At 59.0% G+C, this 19,205-nt stretch carries 14 protein-coding genes; 6 read left to right on the forward strand and 8 right to left on the reverse strand.

Features of this window, described 5'->3' with window-relative positions; all coding sequences use genetic code 11:
• Positions 1 to 29 precede the first annotated feature (29 nt).
• From ACUNV4_RS20620 to ACUNV4_RS20630, 3 genes are all read right to left on the reverse strand, one after another.
• A complete protein-coding gene (locus ACUNV4_RS20620; protein WP_430880501.1) occupies positions 30 to 1,343 on the reverse strand; it encodes a nicotinate phosphoribosyltransferase in 1,314 nt (437 codons plus the stop codon).
• 66 nt (positions 1,344 to 1,409) lie between these two features.
• Positions 1,410 to 2,609, reverse strand: a complete 1,200-nt coding sequence (locus ACUNV4_RS20625; RefSeq protein WP_430880502.1) for a pyridoxal phosphate-dependent aminotransferase — start codon at positions 2,607 to 2,609, stop codon at positions 1,410 to 1,412.
• A gap of 57 nt (positions 2,610 to 2,666) precedes the next feature.
• Positions 2,667 to 2,996 (reverse strand): 2Fe-2S iron-sulfur cluster-binding protein, encoded by a 330-nt coding sequence (locus tag ACUNV4_RS20630; protein WP_430880503.1) that lies wholly within the window; start codon positions 2,994 to 2,996, stop codon positions 2,667 to 2,669.
• Positions 2,997 to 3,218: 222 nt separating this feature from the next.
• Here ACUNV4_RS20630 and ACUNV4_RS20635 point away from each other — a divergent pair, with 222 nt between their 5' ends.
• The gene (locus ACUNV4_RS20635; protein WP_430880504.1) at positions 3,219 to 5,051 is read left to right on the forward strand and encodes an ATP-binding response regulator; all 1,833 of its coding nucleotides are present in this window, start codon (positions 3,219 to 3,221) and stop codon (positions 5,049 to 5,051) included.
• 2 nt (positions 5,052 to 5,053) lie between these two features.
• Here the strand turns inward: ACUNV4_RS20635 and ACUNV4_RS20640 are convergent, their stop codons facing one another.
• A complete protein-coding gene (locus ACUNV4_RS20640; protein ID WP_430880505.1) occupies positions 5,054 to 6,307 on the reverse strand; it encodes a cation:proton antiporter in 1,254 nt (417 codons plus the stop codon).
• Between the two features lie 163 nt (positions 6,308 to 6,470).
• On the opposite strand from ACUNV4_RS20640, the gene ACUNV4_RS20645 reads away from it, so the two are divergent.
• From ACUNV4_RS20645 to zapE, 4 genes are all read left to right on the forward strand, one after another.
• Complete coding sequence (locus ACUNV4_RS20645) at positions 6,471 to 7,229, forward strand: M48 family metallopeptidase (protein ID WP_430880506.1); 759 nt, start codon at positions 6,471 to 6,473, stop codon at positions 7,227 to 7,229.
• A 219-nt stretch (positions 7,230 to 7,448) separates the two neighbouring features.
• Positions 7,449 to 8,192 carry a hypothetical protein gene (locus tag ACUNV4_RS20650; protein ID WP_430880507.1) on the forward strand — a complete coding sequence of 248 codons (744 nt, stop codon included), beginning with the start codon at positions 7,449 to 7,451 and terminating at the stop codon, positions 8,190 to 8,192.
• 11 nt (positions 8,193 to 8,203) lie between these two features.
• Entirely contained in the window at positions 8,204 to 8,584 is a 381-nt protein-coding gene (locus ACUNV4_RS20655) for a hypothetical protein (protein WP_430880508.1), read from the forward strand.
• An 8-nt stretch (positions 8,585 to 8,592) separates the two neighbouring features.
• Positions 8,593 to 9,702, forward strand: a complete 1,110-nt coding sequence (gene zapE / locus ACUNV4_RS20660; RefSeq protein ID WP_430880509.1) for a cell division protein ZapE — start codon at positions 8,593 to 8,595, stop codon at positions 9,700 to 9,702.
• Positions 9,703 to 9,847: 145 nt separating this feature from the next.
• On the opposite strand, the gene typA is transcribed toward zapE, so the two are convergent.
• The 4 genes from typA to ACUNV4_RS20680 all read right to left on the reverse strand — a co-directional run bounded on the left by typA (position 9,848) and on the right by ACUNV4_RS20680 (position 18,051).
• On the reverse strand, positions 9,848 to 11,674 hold the full coding sequence (gene typA, locus ACUNV4_RS20665; protein ID WP_430880510.1) for a translational GTPase TypA: 1,827 nt from the start codon (positions 11,672 to 11,674) through the stop codon (positions 9,848 to 9,850).
• Between the two features lie 434 nt (positions 11,675 to 12,108).
• Positions 12,109 to 14,622, reverse strand: a complete 2,514-nt coding sequence (locus ACUNV4_RS20670) for a CaiB/BaiF CoA-transferase family protein (RefSeq protein WP_430880511.1) — start codon at positions 14,620 to 14,622, stop codon at positions 12,109 to 12,111.
• Positions 14,623 to 14,663: 41 nt separating this feature from the next.
• The gene (locus tag ACUNV4_RS20675; RefSeq protein WP_430880512.1) at positions 14,664 to 16,265 is read right to left on the reverse strand and encodes a BCCT family transporter; all 1,602 of its coding nucleotides are present in this window, start codon (positions 16,263 to 16,265) and stop codon (positions 14,664 to 14,666) included.
• A 124-nt stretch (positions 16,266 to 16,389) separates the two neighbouring features.
• Positions 16,390 to 18,051, reverse strand: coding sequence for a GMC family oxidoreductase (locus ACUNV4_RS20680; protein ID WP_430880513.1), 1,662 nt, complete (start codon positions 18,049 to 18,051; stop codon positions 16,390 to 16,392).
• 166 nt (positions 18,052 to 18,217) lie between these two features.
• Here ACUNV4_RS20680 and ACUNV4_RS20685 point away from each other — a divergent pair, with 166 nt between their 5' ends.
• The gene (locus tag ACUNV4_RS20685) at positions 18,218 to 19,189 is read left to right on the forward strand and encodes a LysR family transcriptional regulator (protein ID WP_430880514.1); all 972 of its coding nucleotides are present in this window, start codon (positions 18,218 to 18,220) and stop codon (positions 19,187 to 19,189) included.
• Positions 19,190 to 19,205 lie beyond the last annotated feature (16 nt).

Below are 19,205 nucleotides of genomic sequence, written 5' to 3' on the forward strand. Positions count from 1 at the left end.
CAGGAGCGTGTGATCGCCCCGCGATCGGATCAGACCAGCACGTCAATCTGTTCCATGTTGTCACCGCCGAAGATGGAGCGATAGCGTGCAATCTCGTCGGCAGGCCCGGTGGCCTTGTCGAAATTGTCGGACAGCTTGACGGTCGGCTTGCCATTGGCATGGGTGACCTTGCAAACCAGTGAAATGGCTTTCATCTGCGGGTTGTTGACGGTTGCGCAGTCGCTGAAGTCATTGGTCAGGTGGGTGCCCCAGCCGAAGCTGAGTCGCACGCGGCCGTTGAATTGCTTGTAGACCTGTTCGATCGTATCCACCGTCAATCCGTCCGAGAATATCAGCAGTTTCTCCCCCGGGTCCTGGCCGCGTTCCACCCACCACTGGATCAGTTCTTCACCGCCGGCGATCGGTTCCTTCGAGTCGATGCGAAAGCCACTCCATTCCGCGACCCAATCCGGCGCTTCCTTCAGAAAGGCCGTCGTGCCATAGGTGTCCGGCAGCACGATCAGCAGATTGCCGTCATAGGTGCGGCTCCAGTGCTTGAGTACACGATAGGGGGCCTTGCGCAGTTCTTCATCGTTGTTCGACAGGGCCGCTTCCACCATGGGCAGCTCATGCGCATTGGTACCGATGGCATCCAGATCCAGATTCATGGCCATCAATACATTGCTGGTACCGGTGAACTTCTTGCCAAGGCCTTCCTTCATGGCCGCAATGCACCAGCGCTGCCACAGGAAGCTGTGACGTCGGCGTGTTCCGAAATCGGCGATCTTCAGGTCAGGCAACTGATCGAGGCGCAGGACCTTTTCCCACAACTTGGCCTTGGCTCGGGCGTACAGGACATCCAGCTCGAAGCGGCCGACGCCGTGCATCGCGGCACGGGAGCGCAACTCGCTGATGATGGACAGCACCGGAATCTCCCACAGCGAGATATCGGCCCACTCGCCTTCGAAGTCGATCAGATACTGACCATCCTCCACGCGCAGCGTGTATTCCGGCAGGCGATAGTGACGCAGCCAGCTGAGAAATTCCTTGGTGAACAGGCGCTCGCGGCCATAGAAGGTGTTACCCGTGAGCCAGATCAGTTCCTTCTTGGTGATGCGAATGCTGCGCGCATGATCCAGTTGAGCACGCAACTCTGCTTCGTCGATCTCGTCGGCCAGACGCACGCTCTGAGTCCGGTTGATCAGGGAAAACGTGACAGGGACATGTCGCCGCTCCTTCCAGATGGTTTGCAGCATCAGGAGCTTGTAGATGTCCGTATCGAGCAGGCTGCGAACTATAGGATCGAGCTTGAAATTGTGATCGTAGACACGCGTGGCGATGTCCGGCATGGGGGTTTGAACCATGAAAGTCTATCCCTGTAATGCGATTGTCAAGGCAGCGCAGCTACGCATGCCCACGGTGTCCAGGACTTACGTCAGAAACGTGTCGATACGCTCGATGGCGCGTTCGATATTCTCCAGTGAATTGGCGTAGGACAGGCGGATATAGCCTTCGCCATGTACGCCGAAGTCGGGTCCGCCGATCGTGGCCACCCCGGCATCCTCCAGCAGGGCGCTGGCCAGCGGTTTTGCCTTCCAGCCGGTCTCGGTGATGTTGGGGAAAGCATAGAAGGCTCCGGTGGGGGTCACACAGCTGACTCCGTCGAGCGCATTGAGCCTGTCAACCACCACGCGCCGACGCTCATCGAAGGCTGTCATCATCTGGCCGACGGCGTCCTGTGGGCCGACAAGTGCTTCCAGTGCGGCATGTTGCGCAGCGGCATTGACGCAACTCCAGCAATTGACCGCCAGTTTGCGAACCGAATCGAACAAGGCATCCGGCCAGATGGAATATCCCAGTCGCCAGCCTGTCATGGCGTAGGTCTTGGACCAGCCGTTGAGCAGGATGAGACGATCACGAATCTCCGGATAGCCCAGCAATGTCACGTGTTCGGCACCATCGTAAGTCATCTGGTCGTAGATCTCGTCTGACAGAATGGTTACCTGCGGGTGCTCGGCCAGGCCGGCAACCAGTTTGTCGATTTCCTCTCGGGGGGTCACTCCACCGCAGGGATTGGCGGGTGAATTGATGATGAGCAGGCGGGTCTTCGGCGTGATCAGTGACAGGGTTTCCTCGGCGGAAAAGGCAAACTGATTGCTTTCCCTGATGGGGATGGGGATCGGCGTGGCGCCTGTGAATTCGATCATCGAGCGGTAGATCGGAAAGCCGGGGTCGGGATAGAGAATCTCGGCACCGGGTTCGCCGAACATCACGATTGCCGCATACATCGTGACCTTGCCACCGGGCACGATCATCACATTGTCGGGACTGACGGTAACGCTGTAACGTCGGTCGAGATCGGCGCAGACAGCTTCGCGCAGCGGTGCGATTCCGACCGCCGGGGTATAGCCGTGTTGCCCGTCCCGCAGGGCCTTCACGGCAGCCTCGACGATATTCTCCGGTGTCGGAAAGTCGGGCTGTCCGATACCCAGATTGATGATGTCGCGTCCACTGGCTGCCAGCTCTCCGGCACGGGCCAGCACCGCGAAGGCGTTTTCCTCGCCTATTCGACTGAAGCCGGCAACAGGTGAAATGCCGGTGGAGGTTTGCGGTGTCGGTACTTGGCTCATGGTTGTGGTGTCGCGCAGGATGGCACTGTGGGAACGGGGTGAGGAGGAGGTGGTGTGTTACTGTCTTTCCGGGGTTTCGATGGTATGACCGTCGAGTTCGGGCTTGACGATCAGCTGGCAGCTGAGACGTGAATGCTCTCGGCGTTCAGCGGCCACGCCTTCCAGCATGTCCAGTTCCATGTCTTCCGGCTCGTCGAACAGGGCCGCCGTGGCTTCGTCCAGATAGACATGACAGGTTGCGCAGATCAGGCTGCCACCACATTCCGCGACGACCTCGTCGATGTCATTCTGCACGGCGGTATCCATGACGCTGTCGCCAACCCGGGCATCGACCGTGCGAACGGTACCGTCAGCTGATTTGTAGTGAAGTATGATTTCCTGCGTCATTTCTCTGCGTGTTCTTGAAGGGTTGAACCCGTGATGGTATCCAAGTCGCGAGCCGACGTCACATTCCATGCTCCAGCGGGGCCCATGCAGTGTTCTGTGGCCGGAATGGCACCAGTGCCCGGTACGCGTTCTCATTTATACACACCGAGCAGTTCGGTAACACGACTCCAGCCTGGCATGGTGGCATACTGTGGCTCGAAGGGCATACATGGACGTGCTTCGATGGAACTAGAGCGCAAGATTTATCACGAACAGATTCGGCTGATCTACAATCAGGGGCCAGTGCTGGTGGCAGGTGCCACTTTCTGTGCGGTGTTCATCACCCTGTTTCTCTGGCGGCATCTGCCGCAATCGACCCTGCTGTTCTGGCTCGGCGCCGTGGGCGTCACCTCTCTGCTGCGTGTCTGGGTCATCAGCGTCTATCTCAAGGCTGACAGCCGTACCCGCGAACAGCATGTCTGGGGCCCTTTCTTCTGGCTTGGCACTCTCACCGCCGGCATGATTTGGGGCGTCTGGCCGCTGATGTTCTATCAGTTGTACAGCACCGAATACCTGTTGCTCATCTCGACGATCTTCGCCGGCATGGTGGCCGTCAGTGCCGCCTCGGGCTGTGTCTATCTGCCTTCCTTTCTGTCCTTTTCCATACCGCTGATCCTGCCACTGGCCATCACGCACATTCTCTCCGGCAACGACTCTCTGGTGCTGACAGGCCTGCTGCTCATCATGTTTCTGGCGGTCAATTTCTTTCTGGCCGTACGTGGGCAGAGACAGTATCGCGAGCTCATCCGGTCCCAGTTCGAGAATCAGGAGCTGATGGAAAGGCTGGCCGGAGAGAAGCGCATTGCCGAGCGTGCCATCGTCGCCAAGAGTCGTTTCCTGGCCGCCGCCAGCCACGATCTGCGGCAACCACTGCACGCCATGGGTCTGTTCCTGAGCGCCTTGCGGCGGCGAGAACAGGAACCATCGAAGATCGAGATCCTCGATGACATGGGAAAATCGGCAGAAGCACTGAATGGTCTGTTCAACAGCCTGCTGGATGTGTCACGTCTGGATGCGGAAATCATCGATTTCAATCCGTCGCATCTGGTGGCCAGCGACATGTTCGACGGTCTGCGAGCGCAATTCGCGCAACAGGCGGAGGAAAAAGGCATCGTGTTCAGTGTCGATGCCAGATCCCATGTCTTCTTCTGTGATGCCATCCTGCTGGAGCGAGTACTGCGCAACCTGGTGTCCAATGCCATTCAGTACACCAACCACGGCATGATCACCATGCGTTGCGAGGAGCATCTGGAAGGCTCCAAGATGGTGATCCTGCGCGATACCGGCATTGGTATACCGCCCGATGCCACCGAAGACGTGTTTTCCGAGTATTACCAGCTCAACAACCCGTCGCGGGATCGGAACAACGGGCTTGGGCTCGGGCTGGCCATTGTCCGTCGCCTGTGCGAACTGATGGACATGCCGCTGGAGATGGAGTCGGTGGAAGGGCAGGGAACGGTGTTCAGACTCATCGTACCGGGTGGTGACCCGGCCCAGCTGAGTGCCCAGGCAGACAAGGAAGCGTCACCGCTGCAGGCCGCTGGCAGGCAGGTGCTGGTCATTGATGACGAGGTGCAGGTGTTGCAGAGCATGCGTCATCTGCTGCAGAGCTGGGGCTGTGAAGTCATGCTGGCAGAGTCTGCACGTGATGCCCTGAAAGTCATGGCGCTGACGGATACATCACCGGACCTGATCATCTCAGACTTTCGCCTGCGCGATAACAACAATGGCGTCGATGCAGTCGAAGCCGTTCGGGAATCACTGGAAGTTCCGGTTCCGGCCATCATCGTCACCGGTGACACTTCCCCGGCCAGGCTTCGTGAAGTGTCCGATACCGGCTTGCACGTCATGCACAAGCCGGTCAAGCCGGACGAACTGCGGGCGCTGATGCAGTGTCTTCTGGAGAGTTCGGGTGGCTGCGCCGTGGAGTGTGATCAGCCCGCATCCGGCAGTCGGCAAGACGCCGGTGCAACACTTGTCCCCAATTGGGAGGAGCGGGAGATCGAACTGGCCTGAACTCAGTCGATGGTCGGGTTGACGGCCGTGGCCTTGACCAGTCTGCCGATGGTCAGGCCTTGCAGCAGGATCGAGATCAGCACGATGACATAGGTGACCGATACGATCAGATCACGCTCGGGGCTGGCCGGTATCGACAGGGCCAGAGCCACCGAGATGCCACCGCGCAAACCACCCCACGTCAGAATCTTGACCGCATGAGGGTTGAAATCCCGTCCCAGCTTGCGCATGACGAAAACCGGTCCACCGACTGACACGAAGCGGGACAGCAGCACCACGAAGGCCATCACCATGCCGGCTACCCAGACTTGCAGGTCATGGCTCAGGATCATGACTTCGAGCCCGATGATCAGAAACAGGACGGCATTGAGTATCTCGTCTATCAGCTCCCAGAAGGTGTCCAGATGCTGCACGGTGGTATTGCTCATGGCGTCACGGCGACCATGATTGCCGATCATCAGCCCTGCCATGACCACGGCAATGGGGGCGGACAGGTGCAAGCCGGCCGCAGCCGTGCTGCCACCGGCAACCAGAGCCAGTGTCAACAGCACTTCCACCTGATAGTTGTCTACCCGCTTGAGCATCTGCAGAGCCAGCCAGCCGCAGGCGATGCCGAACAGGGCGCCGCCGAAGGCCTCCTGCACGAACAGCAGCCCGATATGCTGCATATCGAAGGCATCACCATTGACGGCCATGCCGAAGATGGCGAGAAAGATGACGATGGCCACGCCATCATTGAACAGCGATTCCCCGGCGATCTTGATCTCCAGTGATTTGCTGGCACCCGCCGTCTTCAGGATTCCCATGACGGCGATGGGATCGGTGGGTGAAATCAGCGAACCGAATAGCAGGCAGAAGATGAAGGGCACGCTGAATCCGAACCACTGGAACACATGGTAGGCACCACCGGCGACCAGAAACATGCTGCTGATGACTCCGGCTGAAGCCAGCAGGCCGATGGTCCATTTGTGCTTGAGCAGCTCGCTCAGATTGATGTGCATGGCGCCGGCAAACAGCAGAAAGCCGAGCATGCCATTGAGCAGGGTCTCGTCGAAATCGACCTGACGAATGACGTTGCTGGCCAGTTCCTCGGCCTGACTGAACCCCAGATTGCCCAGCAGGACCAGTGTGAGCGAGAAGATCAGGGAGATCACCATGATGCCGATCGTGTTCGGCAGCTTGAGCGTTCGGTAGTTGACGTAGGCAAACAGTGCAGAGACCGTGATCAGTATGCTGGTGATGGACAGTAGGGACATGAGTGCCGAGGGCTCGGAAAACGAAGACCCTAGCGTAGCTCATGCACTGCAGACCGTGGCCGCCATGAGCTGTGATCATGCCGAGATAATCCGTCGCCGACCTTGTTCCGGTACACTGCCGATCGTGTTCCAGCCCGTTTACCGTTATTGATCCATCACTCACGTGTCCAGCAAAGCTGCTTCAACGTTGTCCTTGCCGGACTATCGGATCCGGGTGTCGTCACGGGCACGTCGCCTGAGTCTGCGGGTGGAATCCGGTCAGGGGGTCATCGTGACGATCCCACGGGGTTTCTCGCCGCAGCGGGTGCCCGCTTTCATTGCCAGGCACCGTCAATGGATCGAGGCACGTCTGGCAGAGGCGGCTCAGCGCACACCCGAGCGTTTCAGGCAGTGGCCGCCGGAGCAGCTGGCCTTGCCGGCGGTCGATCTGGTACTGGAGTTGTCCTATGCGGCACGTTCGGACAGGGACGCCAGACACGCTGCAGCGCCGACAGCGGGCAATCTGGGCAGAACGCGACAGCTTCGGGTCAAGGCCGACAGCGCTGATCGTGCCGCCGTGGTAGGAGAACTGCGGCTGGCTCTGAAGGCACTGGCCAGGCAGTACTTCTGCGTGCGTCTCGAGATGCTGGCAGAGCGTCATGGTCTGACCTACCAGCGAATCCAGATTCGCGGGCAGCGTACACGTTGGGGCAGTTGCTCCTCGACAGGGACAATCAGCCTGAATTACAAGCTGCTGTTTCTGTCTCCCGAGCTGGTGGATTACGTGCTGCTGCATGAGTTGGCCCACACCCGGCACCTGAATCATTCGCCGGCTTTCTGGCGTCAGTTGATCACCATGCTGCCGGATGCGCGGCAGCGCGATGCGATGCTGGATCAGGCTGGACGTGAAGTTCCTCCCTGGATGGAACTGAAAGCCGGCTGAAAACCAATCCGGCAAATGCAGGAAAACGCATCTTTTCTTTGCATTTTCAACCGTCTTGAGCTACCGCCAGATCAGTGAAATCCGACTTTAACCTTCTGAATATTCTGCTACTCTTTTTGGACTATTCACTTGGGCAACACGTTTTCACCTTGGTGACAAGCCCTTACTCATACAACGTCAACCCTAATCGTGTCACTGACGACTTCAGAAGATTCATTCGTGCGCAAACAACACAGCGTTGAAGTCTGGCAAGTCATCCCGCTGATTCTGGCGGCGGCCTTGCTGACCATCGGCCTGGCCATGTTTCTCAGCGGTACCGAAAAGCTGGTGGACGTGGTACAGCCAGTCATCGTGGTGTTTGGCGGCGCGCTGGCCAGCCTGCTGTTGACCTTTTCGCCCTCACATATCGCACAGGCCCTGCAGCTGGCGCTGACACGCGGAGTTCGCGGTGGCACGGCGCCGGAGCAGATGATTCGGGCCATGCTCAAGGTCTGTGACGTCAGCCGACGAGATGGTCTGCTGGGCGTTGCCGATATTCGTTCCAATTCCGAACAAGTGGAGGAAATCTGCTTCCTGATCGGTCAGGCAGCCGATGACTCGACCATTCGCTTTGCACTGGAAAGGCGTCTGGCCAACGAGCATCTGCAACACAGGATGACAACGGATGTCTTTCTGTTCGCGTCGATCTATGCGGTTCTGATCGGCACACTGGGATCACTGCTGCTGTATGTTTCCAGACTGGATCCGGCCGTGCTGGGCAACACGTTTCTGCCATTCGTCTGTGGCGTCAGTCTTGCAATTCTGATGTGTATTCTGCTGGGACGACTGCGTGCGTCACATCTACGGGAACTGATCATGACGGAAATTGCCTATCGTGGTGCAGCCATGATTCTTGAAGATAACAATGTGCAGAGACTGAGGAGTCGCCTGGTCATGCTGGTGCCCCCGGGACTGCGACGTTAAGGTATGAGACGATGAGCGACATTGCGGTCAAGGCCGTGGTCAGTGGACGTACGGCCTATCAGGTGGTTCCGGATCCGGATGATCCGATCATTCTGCAGATAGACGGAAAATTGAGTCGGGTGCTGGATATCAGTGCCAGTGGGTTCACCATGCCACCGGCCATCGTGAATGCCGGACGGCGATATCCATTCAGTCTGGATCTGCCGACGGCCAAGATCCCGGTGGCGGGCTATGTCGATGCCTTGCCGGGGAAGCCGGACGAGAGTATTCAATGCGTCTTCGTCAATCTCAGTGCCGAGGAAGCTGACGCCATTCATCACTATGTGCTGATTCGTCAGAAGGATGCGATTCGTTCCATCCGGTCCTCGGGATCCTCCAGCTCGGGTTTCTAGGCCATTCCATGCCGCTTTCACGTTATGAAGAGGAGGTGCAGGCGGGCATACTTGCCCCCGATGCAGAGCAGCGAGCCGTCATGCTGCGGCTGGAGGCCATTGGTGATGAGCTGATCAGGCGACGTGCCTGGCGCGAACCGTCCCGTTCCCTGTTTGCGCGCTGGATCAAGCCGACGGACAATCAGGTACACGGAGTGCGTGGACTGTATCTGTGGGGCGGAGTGGGGCGCGGCAAGACACATCTGTGCGATCTGTTTTTCGAGGCATTGCCGCTGGAGCGCAAGATACGTCTGCATTTCCACCGCTTCATGCAGCAGATTCACACCGATCTGCGCGCCCTGGAAGGGGTCGAGGATCCGCTGGATCGGGTGGCGGACGACTGGGCGTCACGGGCCAGGCTGCTGTTGCTGGATGAGATCCACGTCAATGACATCACGGACGCCATGCTGTTGGGTGGGCTGCTCACCGCCCTGTTCAAGCGCGGCGTGACCCTGGTCACGACTTCCAATGTGGCCCCGGAAGGGCTGTATCGTGATGGCTTGCAGCGGGCGCGATTTCTACCCGCGATAGCGCAGATCTGCAATCATACCGAGGTGCTCGAGATGGTTGGCGTGACGGATTACCGTCTGCGGCATCTGCAGACCCAGCCGATCTACACGGTCAGCCCGTTTACCGACGGCAGGGCACCGACCCGTACACGGCAGATCATGCAGTCGCACTTCGACCAACTGAGTACGACAGCCGACTCTACCGCCACGGCAATCACGCTCAATGGTCGGGAAATTCCGGTGAAGGGGGTATCAGCTGACCTGGCGTGGTTCGACTTCGACACCTTGTGCAATACGCCGCGGTCCACCGCTGACTACATCGAGATCGCCAGTCGCTATCGAACGGTCATGATCAGCGACGTACCGGTCATGGACAGCCGGACCGATGATGCCGCGCGACGGTTCGTGAATCTCGTGGATGAATTCTACGATCGGCATACCAAGCTGATCGTTTCTGCTGAAGCCCGAGCGGACCAGCTGTATACCGGGTCGCGACTGGCGTTCGAATTCGAGCGAGCGGCCAGCCGCTTGTTCGAGATGCAGAGTTCGGAGTATCTGGCGACAGAATGACCCTGAATGCAAAGTGCTGCCGAATCTGCCGGGATCCTCGGGGGGAGCGCCCGGCCGTTTCGAAGCGCCCCCTGATCAGTTGCGCAGAGCAGGGGCGAGTGGTCCGGGGCTGGCCAGCAGCCAGCTCCGGATCGCAGGCGAGAACTCAGCTGGCCTTGGGCTGGCGTGAGACGCGCTTTCGATCATTCTCGGTCAGATGTTTCTTGCGTACCCGGATCGATTCCGGCGTGACTTCCACCAGTTCATCGTCATCGATGAATTCGAGCGCCTGTTCCAGGCTCATGTCGATGAATGGCGTGAGCTGGATGTTCTCATCCGTACCTGACGCCCGTACGTTGGTCAGTTGCTTGCCCTTCAGGCAGTTGACGGTCAGGTCGTTGTCACGCGAGTGAATGCCGATGACCTGGCCTTCGTAGACCTGCACATTGGCGTCGACGATCAACTTGCCGCGTTCCTGCAGGTTCCACAGAGCGAAGCCCGATGCCTTGCCCGTGCCGTTGGAAATCATCACGCCATTGCGACGTGAGCCGATATTCAGATTCAGCTGTGGGCCGTAATGATCGAACACCGAGTAGATCAGGCCGGTACCGGAGGTTGCTGTCAGGAATTCGGTGCGAAAGCCGATCATGCCGCGAGCCGGGGCAACGTAGTCCAGACGGACGCGACCCTTGCCATCGGGAACCATGTCCTTCAGCTCGGCACGACGCTCCCCCATCTTCTCCATGATGGCACCCTGATGCTGTTCTTCCACATCAATGGTGATCTGCTCATAGGGCTCTTCGGTCTTGCCGTCTTCGCCCTTGCGCGTGATGACGATGGGGCGACCCACACCGATTTCGTAGCCTTCGCGACGCATGTTCTCGATCAGTACGGACAGATGCAGTTCGCCGCGACCGGAGACTTTGAAGGTTTCACCCTGTTCGGTGCGTTCAACGCGCAACGCAACGTTGTGCAGCAGTTCTGTCTGCAGGCGATCCCAGATGTTGCGGCTGGTGACGTACTTGCCTTCCTTGCCGGCGAACGGTGAGCTGTTGGGCTGGAACATCATGCTGATGGTGGGTTCATCCACGGTCAGGGGCGTCATGGCTTCGACATGGGCCGGATCACACAGTGTGTCGGAGATGTTCAGCTTGTCGATACCCGTGATGCAGACGATGTCGCCAGCCTGTGCCAGTTCGGTCGGGACGCGTTCCAGGCCATGGAAGCCCAGTACCTGCAGCACCTTTGCCGAGCGCTGACTGGCGTCGGCACTGACCACGCGCACCTGCTGGTTGGGGCGCAGCTGGCCACGCTGGATGCGCGCGATACCGATGACACCTACGTAGCTGTTGTAGTCCAGTGAACTGATGCGCATCTGCAGAGGGCCGTCCGTATCGACATCAGGAGCCGGCACTTCCTCGATGATGGTCTCGAACAGCGGTGTCATGTCGCCTTCGGTAACGGTGGGTTCCAGGCCCGCATAGCCGTTGACCGCCGAGGCATAGACCACCGGAAAATCCAGTTGCTCGTCAGTGGCGCCCAGGTTGTCGAACAGCTCGAAGGTCTGATCCAGAGCCCAGTCCGGGCGCGCGCCTTCGCGGTCGATCTTGTTGATGACGACGATGGGTCGGAAACCCATGGCGAATGCCTTCTGGGTGACAAAGCGCGTCTGTGGCATCGGACCTTCGGCGGCATCGACCAGCAGCAGAACCGAATCGACCATACTCAGTACACGTTCAACCTCGCCACCGAAATCGGCGTGGCCCGGGGTGTCGACGATGTTGATGCGGTAGTCGTTCCAGCGAATGGCCGTGTTCTTGGACAGAATGGTGATGCCGCGTTCCTTCTCGATCGCGTTGGAGTCCATCATTCGTTCGGTCTGCTCCTTGCGCATGTCCAGCGTGCCGGACTGCTGCAGGAGCTTGTCTACCAGAGTGGTCTTGCCATGGTCGACGTGGGCGATGATGGCAATGTTGCGGAGTTTCTGAATCACGGGTAAAGTCCTTCGGTGCACGGCTGGCGCGGCTGTCAGTCACCCGTTTTTCAGGGTGTTACAAACGATTATGGGGATGCGCATCAACTGTACGGGGTGCGCAGACTATAGATAACGCACCAGTATAACGGACCTTCGGCCGATTCGGGTGCCGGCTGGTCAACACTACGGTGCCGTACATCTCCTATTGAGACCTGCCTGGCGGGTGTGCTCTGGTGACGACAGATTCATGGCGCACAAACCGTGCCAGAGCGTTCGTCAATACCCGGAACTGGCCCGTCCCCCCACGTTTCACCTTGTCCTGCCGTGGCAGACCCCGTGCCGTGACATCCGGCACGAGGTTCTTGCGACGACATGGGGCAGCTAGCCGGTAGCCTGCCACTCGGGGGCAGGCCTGTTCGCGCGCGATTGACCGTTCAGGCGCGTAGCCGGGCTCAGCTGGGCAGGTATTCCCGGCTCCAGCTGTCACTGATCGTGCCGTTGGCCAGCAATTCTTCGATACGCTCGTCCTCGTAGCCGAGTTCCTGCAGGATACTGCGAGTGGAGGCGCCGTACTTCTCGGCCGGTGGCAATGCCAGTACGCGCCCGCGCAATGGACGTACCGCATAGGGGTCCAGTTGCGTTACCGTGTGGCCACTGGGGTGATCCTCGTAGACGGAAAAGGAATAGCTGCCGCGATCAGTGCCCGGGTGCCCGTCAGTCGGCCGGCTGTTGTAGGTACGGATGGTGTCGATGTTCTCGCAGATGGCTGCCCCGATATCGGCATTCTGCAGCCGTTCAACCCAGTCCTCGGCACGGGCAGTCATGAAGGTCTCTGCGAGAAAGGCTGCGCGATCTTCCACTGGAATGGATGCAAAGCCTTGCAGGCCTTCCACCTGTTCGAAGCGCTCGGTGTCGCTCTCATAGGCGCTGAGCAGCAGGAAGGTGTCGGAGGAGGTGTAGTAGAAGCGGGACAGATCGTCATAGCCCACCACCTCGCGACCCGCTGGTTCATCAAACAGCTTGCGCTTGCCGAAATCGAAACAGAAGGGCATCTGCGCCAGGCCGCTGAGTGCGGACAGAGAGGTGCGTGGTCGTCCGGTACGACCGGTCTTGAGCTTCTGGTAGAGGGCCGTGGCCACACCCAGTGCGCCGCCGAACCCGCACATGACATCGATGGTGCCGACATGGGCGTGCTCTTCCGGAGTCTCCATGGATCCGCCGAAGCGCGTCATGATGCCGGTGGTCGCCTGTACCAGGTCGTCGTAACCCAGATAGCCGCTGCGTGGCCCTTCGCGCGGACCGCTGAAGCAATCGAGCTTGCAGAAGATCGCATCGGGATTGAGTTTCTCGAGTGATTCGAGGTCCAGTCCCATGGCTCTTACCTGCCTGTCGGGCGCGTTCCAGACAATGACATCGGCCGTCTTGACCAGTTCCTCGAATATGTCACGCCCTTCCGGCGAGCTGATGTCGGCCAGCAGGGAGCGCTTGCCGCGCATGTGAGACAGGCCGAAGATGACCGTGTTCCAGCAATCGTAGGTGGGTGTGGATGGATCCAGCTTGATGACTTCGGCGCCGAATCTTGCCAGATAGGCAGCTGAGTGCGGCCCTGCGATGACATTGCACAGATCCAGTACGCGGACACCGTCCAGCCAGCCGTCGCGTGCATTCTTTTCCCGGACGCGCGGCAGTTTGGTCTCCATGGCGGACAGAGACTTCAGGGCGTGTTCGAAGGAGACATGACGGCGTGGCGTCGGATGGATCATCTGCGCACTGCTCTCTTCGAGCCACACGATGGGGCCGGGCTGGATCATCGTGCCGAACTCGGGGTCTTCCACCTCGACCATCAGGCCAGCGGTTTCGGCATGATCATCGTTGATCCACTCCTGCAGCCAGCGATGCGGTGCACCGGGGAACTTGCCCCGACCGAAGATGCGCTCCCATTCCTTGGAGGTGCGTGTCATGAAGACGGCCTTCATGCGCTCGGCAATCAGGTCCGCCCACTCCTTGGGCAGTGGGTAGACACCCAGAGACACGTCCGACTTCCATTCACTGACGGGCAGATAGGTATCCTCTTCCTCTGTCAGGCCTTCCTCGACGAGCTCATCATAGAGTCCGAGCGTCTGCAGACAGCGCTTGGCATGCTGCTTGTGACTGGGGCAGACGACATAGAACATTCGTCCATCCTTGCATTTGTAACTGCGATAGAAGGGGTCGAGCAGCTCCTGCAGGTCTTCGTAACCGAGGTTCATCGGCAGCCCTTCGGTGCGCCGGCGTTCGATTTCCTGTTCGCGCTGCGTCTTGTAACGCTCGGGATAGTTGTCGATCTTGATCGAGTTGTAGCACAGCCCTTCCATCACGGCAGCAGCCAGAGGCACTTCGATCTGGTCACCCAGTCCCGTGCGCTCGCGGGCCTGCAGTGCCAGTACGGTCGCCGAGGCAGCCAGCATGGTGCCATAGGCAGATGACAGGGGCAGTGGAGAAAATGACGGGTTGATTCCCATGAGTACACGGTTCAGGCCCATGTCGGTGAAGACGCCCGAGTTGGCAGCAATCACGCTTTCGTAGGCACGCCATTCCCGGCGCAATTCATCGTTCGAGGCAAACCCGGGAATGGATATCGTGATCAGTTCCGGCCGTTCGCGGCGCAGCTCGTTGAAATCGATGCCGAGCCTGGACATGACGCCAGGCCGGAAACTCTCGACCACGATATCCGTCTCTTCGATGAGTGCCAGGGCATTCTCCAGCCCTTGTGGCGTTTTCAGGTCGAGACTGATGCTCAGCTTGTTGCGGTTGAGCGTGGCATTGGCAGGACTATCCCACAATGGCCCTCCCGGCGGATCGATGTGTATCACGGTTGCGCCGAAATCGGCCAGAATCATCGCTACCGCCGGGCCCGCCATGTACTGACCGAAGTCAACGACCTTGACACCGGCAAGCGGAAGTGGAGCTCTTGTATTATCAGCCATTGTGGGTCTTCCTGAATCAGTCTGTGGTACGAGCCTGTGCTCTAGTTGACGCTCTGCGCGCTGGCAGGTGTGGAGGTGGTTGGTGCTGGCTGATCATCGATCAGCAGGTGATCATTCTTCGCCTGTTCGCCAAAATCCGCTTTCAGCCAGCGCAGCAGGGACAGCGTCAGAATCACCAGAACCGGGATGAGGGGCAGGGCAACCACGATGGTGGACGTCTGTACCGGTTTGAGACCACCCAGCTGAATCAGCACGATGCCGACTGCCGCCAGAATCAGAGCCCAGACGATACGGATCACTCGCTTGGGTTCCTGGTAGCCGGACAACTTGCGGGAGGTGACAGAGGCCAGTACATAGGCAGCGGAATCCAGCGTGGTGGCCAGGAAGATGAAACACAGCACGATGAACACCACGGTCACCAGACCGGACATCGGCATGGTGTTCAGTATGGCCATGACCGTGGACGGTATGCCCTCGGCGGAGAGAATCGCTGATACATCAAGCTTGCCACTGATCTGCAGGTCGAGTGCATAGCCGCCCCAGATGGCAAAGAAGACCCAGCAACCCAGTGAACCCCAGACCAGTTCGGCCACGATCAGTTCGCGAATGGTACGTCCGCGCGAGATGCGCGCGACGAACAGGCCCATCATCGGTGCATAGGCAATCCACCAGGCCCAGTAGAAGATGGTCCAGTCCTGGGGAAAGGTGGAATGGGAAATCGGGTCGGTCCACAGGCTCATGGTGACGAAATTGCTCAGCATCTGACCGATGCCGTTCACCCAGCCGTTGATCATGAACAGGGCAGGGCCAACGATGGCGGTGAAGACCAGCAACAGGATGGCCAGAATGACATTGGTATCGGACAGTATGCGGATACCCTTGGAAAGTCCGAACCAGACACTGATGCCGAAGATCATGGTCCAGATGGCGAGAATCGACAGGTCGAGTCCCAGTGAAGGTTCGATGCCCAGCAGTGAGCCGGCCAGCTTCGACACCAGCGGAATGGCCAGTCCCAGAGAGGTACCGACACCACCGACAACACCGAAGACGACGATCGAGTCCAGGGTGACACCGATCCAACCGTCGGAATGTCGTCCCAGCACGCCGCGGGCGGCTTCGGACAGACGGACACCGGACTGACGGCGAACGAACATGGAATAGGCAATGGGAATGGCGGGCAGGCAGTAGAAGGCCCAGGGCGTCAGCCCCCAGTGAAACTGACCATAGGTCAATGCCCACTCGGCAGCTTCTGCGCTCTTGGGTTCAACACCGAACGGAGGGCCGGTGAAGTAGTAGATGGGCTCTACCCAGGCCCAGTTGACGATGGCAATGCCGATACCACCGCAGAAGATCATGGCGATCCAGCTGAAGTAGGAGAATTCGGGCGTGTCATCGGGTCCGCCGAGACGTACATTGCCGTATTTGCTCATGGCCAGACCGATCAGGAAGACCACTGCCGAGAAGCCTGCCAGCATGTAAAGCCAGCCGAACTGGCCGGTGGCAAAGCTGAAGGCAGCGTTGATCATGGCCGGTCCCGATTCGGGAAACAGTATCAGTGGTGCAATGACGGCGGTAAGCACCGTCATCGACAGAATGAATACTCTCGGATCCAGGCTATCGCCTGGTTTGGTATGAACGCTCATTTCTGGTTTTCCTCCTTGGGTGGGTCATGGAACCGATGCGTTGGTGAAACGCCGGTGGCAAATCGTGGGGTTGTGGGTATCGTTGTGGGTCAATCGTGTGTGGGCGCGATGGCGAACCGGTCAATCAGACCGATTCGCGTATCCAGCGTGCGGCTTTTTCTGCAATCATCAGCGTGGGCGAATTGGTATTGCCGCTGGTAATGGTCGGCATGACACTGGCATCAACGACGCGCAGACCTTCGATGCCGCGCACCTTGAGGCGCTCATCGACAACGGCCATCGGATCACTGGCCGTTCCCATCTTGGCGGTTCCCGCCGGGTGAAAGATCGTATTGGCAATGTCCCCTGCCAGCTTGGCCAGTTCTTCGTCGGTCTGGAACTGGACACCGGGTTTCCATTCCTGCGGCTTGTACCGGGCCATGGCCGGCTGCGCCACGATCTCGCGCACTTGGCGCAGACTGTCGGCAGCAACCTGGCGATCATCCTCCGTGCTCAGATAGTTGGGATCGATGGATGGGGCATCCTCGAAGCGGCCTGAATTGATGTGTACGCTACCGCGGCTCGAGGGATTGAGATTGCAGACGCTGGCGGTGAATGCCGGAAACGCATGCAGGTCTTCACCAAAGGCGTCCAGGCTGAGAGGCTGTACATGGTATTCGAGGTTGGCATGCGGTTGCTCCGGGCTTGACCGGGTGAAGGCGCCAAGCTGGCTGGGTGACATGCTCATGGGACCGGATCGCTTCAGAGCGTACTCCAGACCGATGCAGGCCTTGCCGTACAGACTGTTGGCTATGGTGTTGAGCGTTCGAGTACCTTCGACCTTGAACACGGCGCGTATCTGCAGGTGGTCCTGCAGATTCTCTCCGACACCGGGTGCGTCGAGCACCACGTCGACACCGTGTGATTGGAGCAGTCTGGCAGGACCGATACCTGACAGTTGCAGTATCTGTGGGGAACCGATGGCGCCAGCTGACAGGATCACTTCCGATGCTGCGGTTACCGACTGGCTGTGTCCCTTGCGATTCACTACAACTCCGGTGCAGCGCTGCTGTCCGTTGTCATCGGTGCCGAAGAGCAGGCGTTCGGCCTGGGCACCCGTCCAGACGGTCAGATTCGAGCGATTCCTTATCGGACGCAGAAAGGCCTTGGCGGTGTTCCAGCGCCAGCCCGATTTCTGGTTGACTTCGAAGTAGCCGACACCGGCATTGTCCCCTGTGTTGAAGTCATCGGTATGTTCGATACCGGATTCCTGTGCAGCGTCCGCGAAGGCTTCGAGAATCTCCCATCGAAGACGCTGTTTCTCGATGCGCCATTCACCGCCATTGCCGTGAAAGTCCGAGAACGGTTGATTGTTGTGACTGGCCGGGTTCGCACCATCGTCCAGTCGGTAGTGGTTTTCATGGGCCATGAAGTCGGGCAAGGCGTGATCCCAGTTCCATTCCGAATCGTCCAGCAATTCAGCCCAGTGGTCGTAGTCACGTTTCTGACCGCGCATGTAGATCATGCCATTGATGGACGAGCAGCCACCCAGTGTCTTGCCGCGAGGATAGCGCAGCGTTCTGCCATTGAGCCCTGCACAGGGCCGGGTCTGATAGAGCCAGTCGGTACGTGGATTGCCGATGCAGTAGAGGTAGCCCACCGGGATGTGAATCCAGGGATGGTTGTCCTTTGTGCCGGCTTCCAGCAGAAGCACCCGCTTTGACGGATCACTGCTGAGGCGGTTGGCAAGCAGACAACCGGCAGTGCCGGCTCCGACGATGATGTAGTCAAATGATTCTGGTGACATGGTGTGTCTTCTCCTTGGCAAGCAGCATCCAGCTGGCGATCGGGCAGTTCTGTCAGCATCACTGGCAAGCATCGGTGCTGCGCTTGTGGAACTGATCGGCGCACATTACGATCGGGCGTCAAGGAAATCCAATCATGTCGACTGGAAACCATTATAATCCTGGCTTATGAGGCACCTTCCAGAGCTCAGGACCGTCCAGTGTTTCGCCACGGTTGTTCGCGAAGGCAATGTCACGCGGGCCGCCGAGAAACTGCATCTGTCCCAGCCGGCGGTCACGCAGCAGCTCAAGAACCTGGCAGAGAGAACCGGGCTGACCCTGTTTACCCGCACGGCGAAGGGCCTGGAGCTGACACCCGACGGGGCGATTCTGGCGCAGAAGGCCGAGCAGGTGCTGGCCGTGCTGGATGAGTTCCGGCAGACCGCACGGGATCTTGCCGGCCAGGTCAGAGGCAGCCTGCGGATCGGCACGATACTCGACCCGGATTCCATCCGGCTGGGTGCCTTCTTCAATGCGCTGGTTCGCAGAGCCTCGGGCATTCGAGCCGAGGTCACCCATGGCATGAGCGGCAACGTGGCCGAAGGCGTACTGCGGGATGAACTGGATGCCGGATTCTATCTCGGCAATGTCAATGAATCGCTGCGCAGCGTCACTGGCAGCAAGTCCGAAGATGAATCCCTGTTTCATCGTACGGTTCTGGATACCTTCACCTACTGGGTCATTGCACCGCCAGGCTGGGAGACGCGCCTGGCGGGACGTAACTGGGACGAATTGGCCACGCTGCCCTGGATAGGAACCCCGCCGGCATCGGTACACTGTCGGCTGCTCGAGCCCTTGTTTCAGCACTATGGTGTCACGCAGAATGTCATCACCGTGGTTGACCAGGAACCGTCCATGCTGGCCATGGTTCGTTCGGGGGTCGGCCTGAGCCTGTGCCGTGATTCCATTGCACTCAACGAAAGGCAGGCCAGGGGCATGGTCATCTCCGACACGGTGGAGTTGACGACGACACTGGAATTCATCTGTCTCAAGGCACGTCGACAGGATCCCGTGATCAGTGCAGCCCATGAACTGTTGTCGCCGGTCTGGGAGCAGGCCAGGCAGGCTCAAGATCCGGGTTTCATCGACAATCGCGTGTGATACAGATCAGCAGAAG

The organism is Granulosicoccus sp. 3-233, assembly GCF_052681095.1.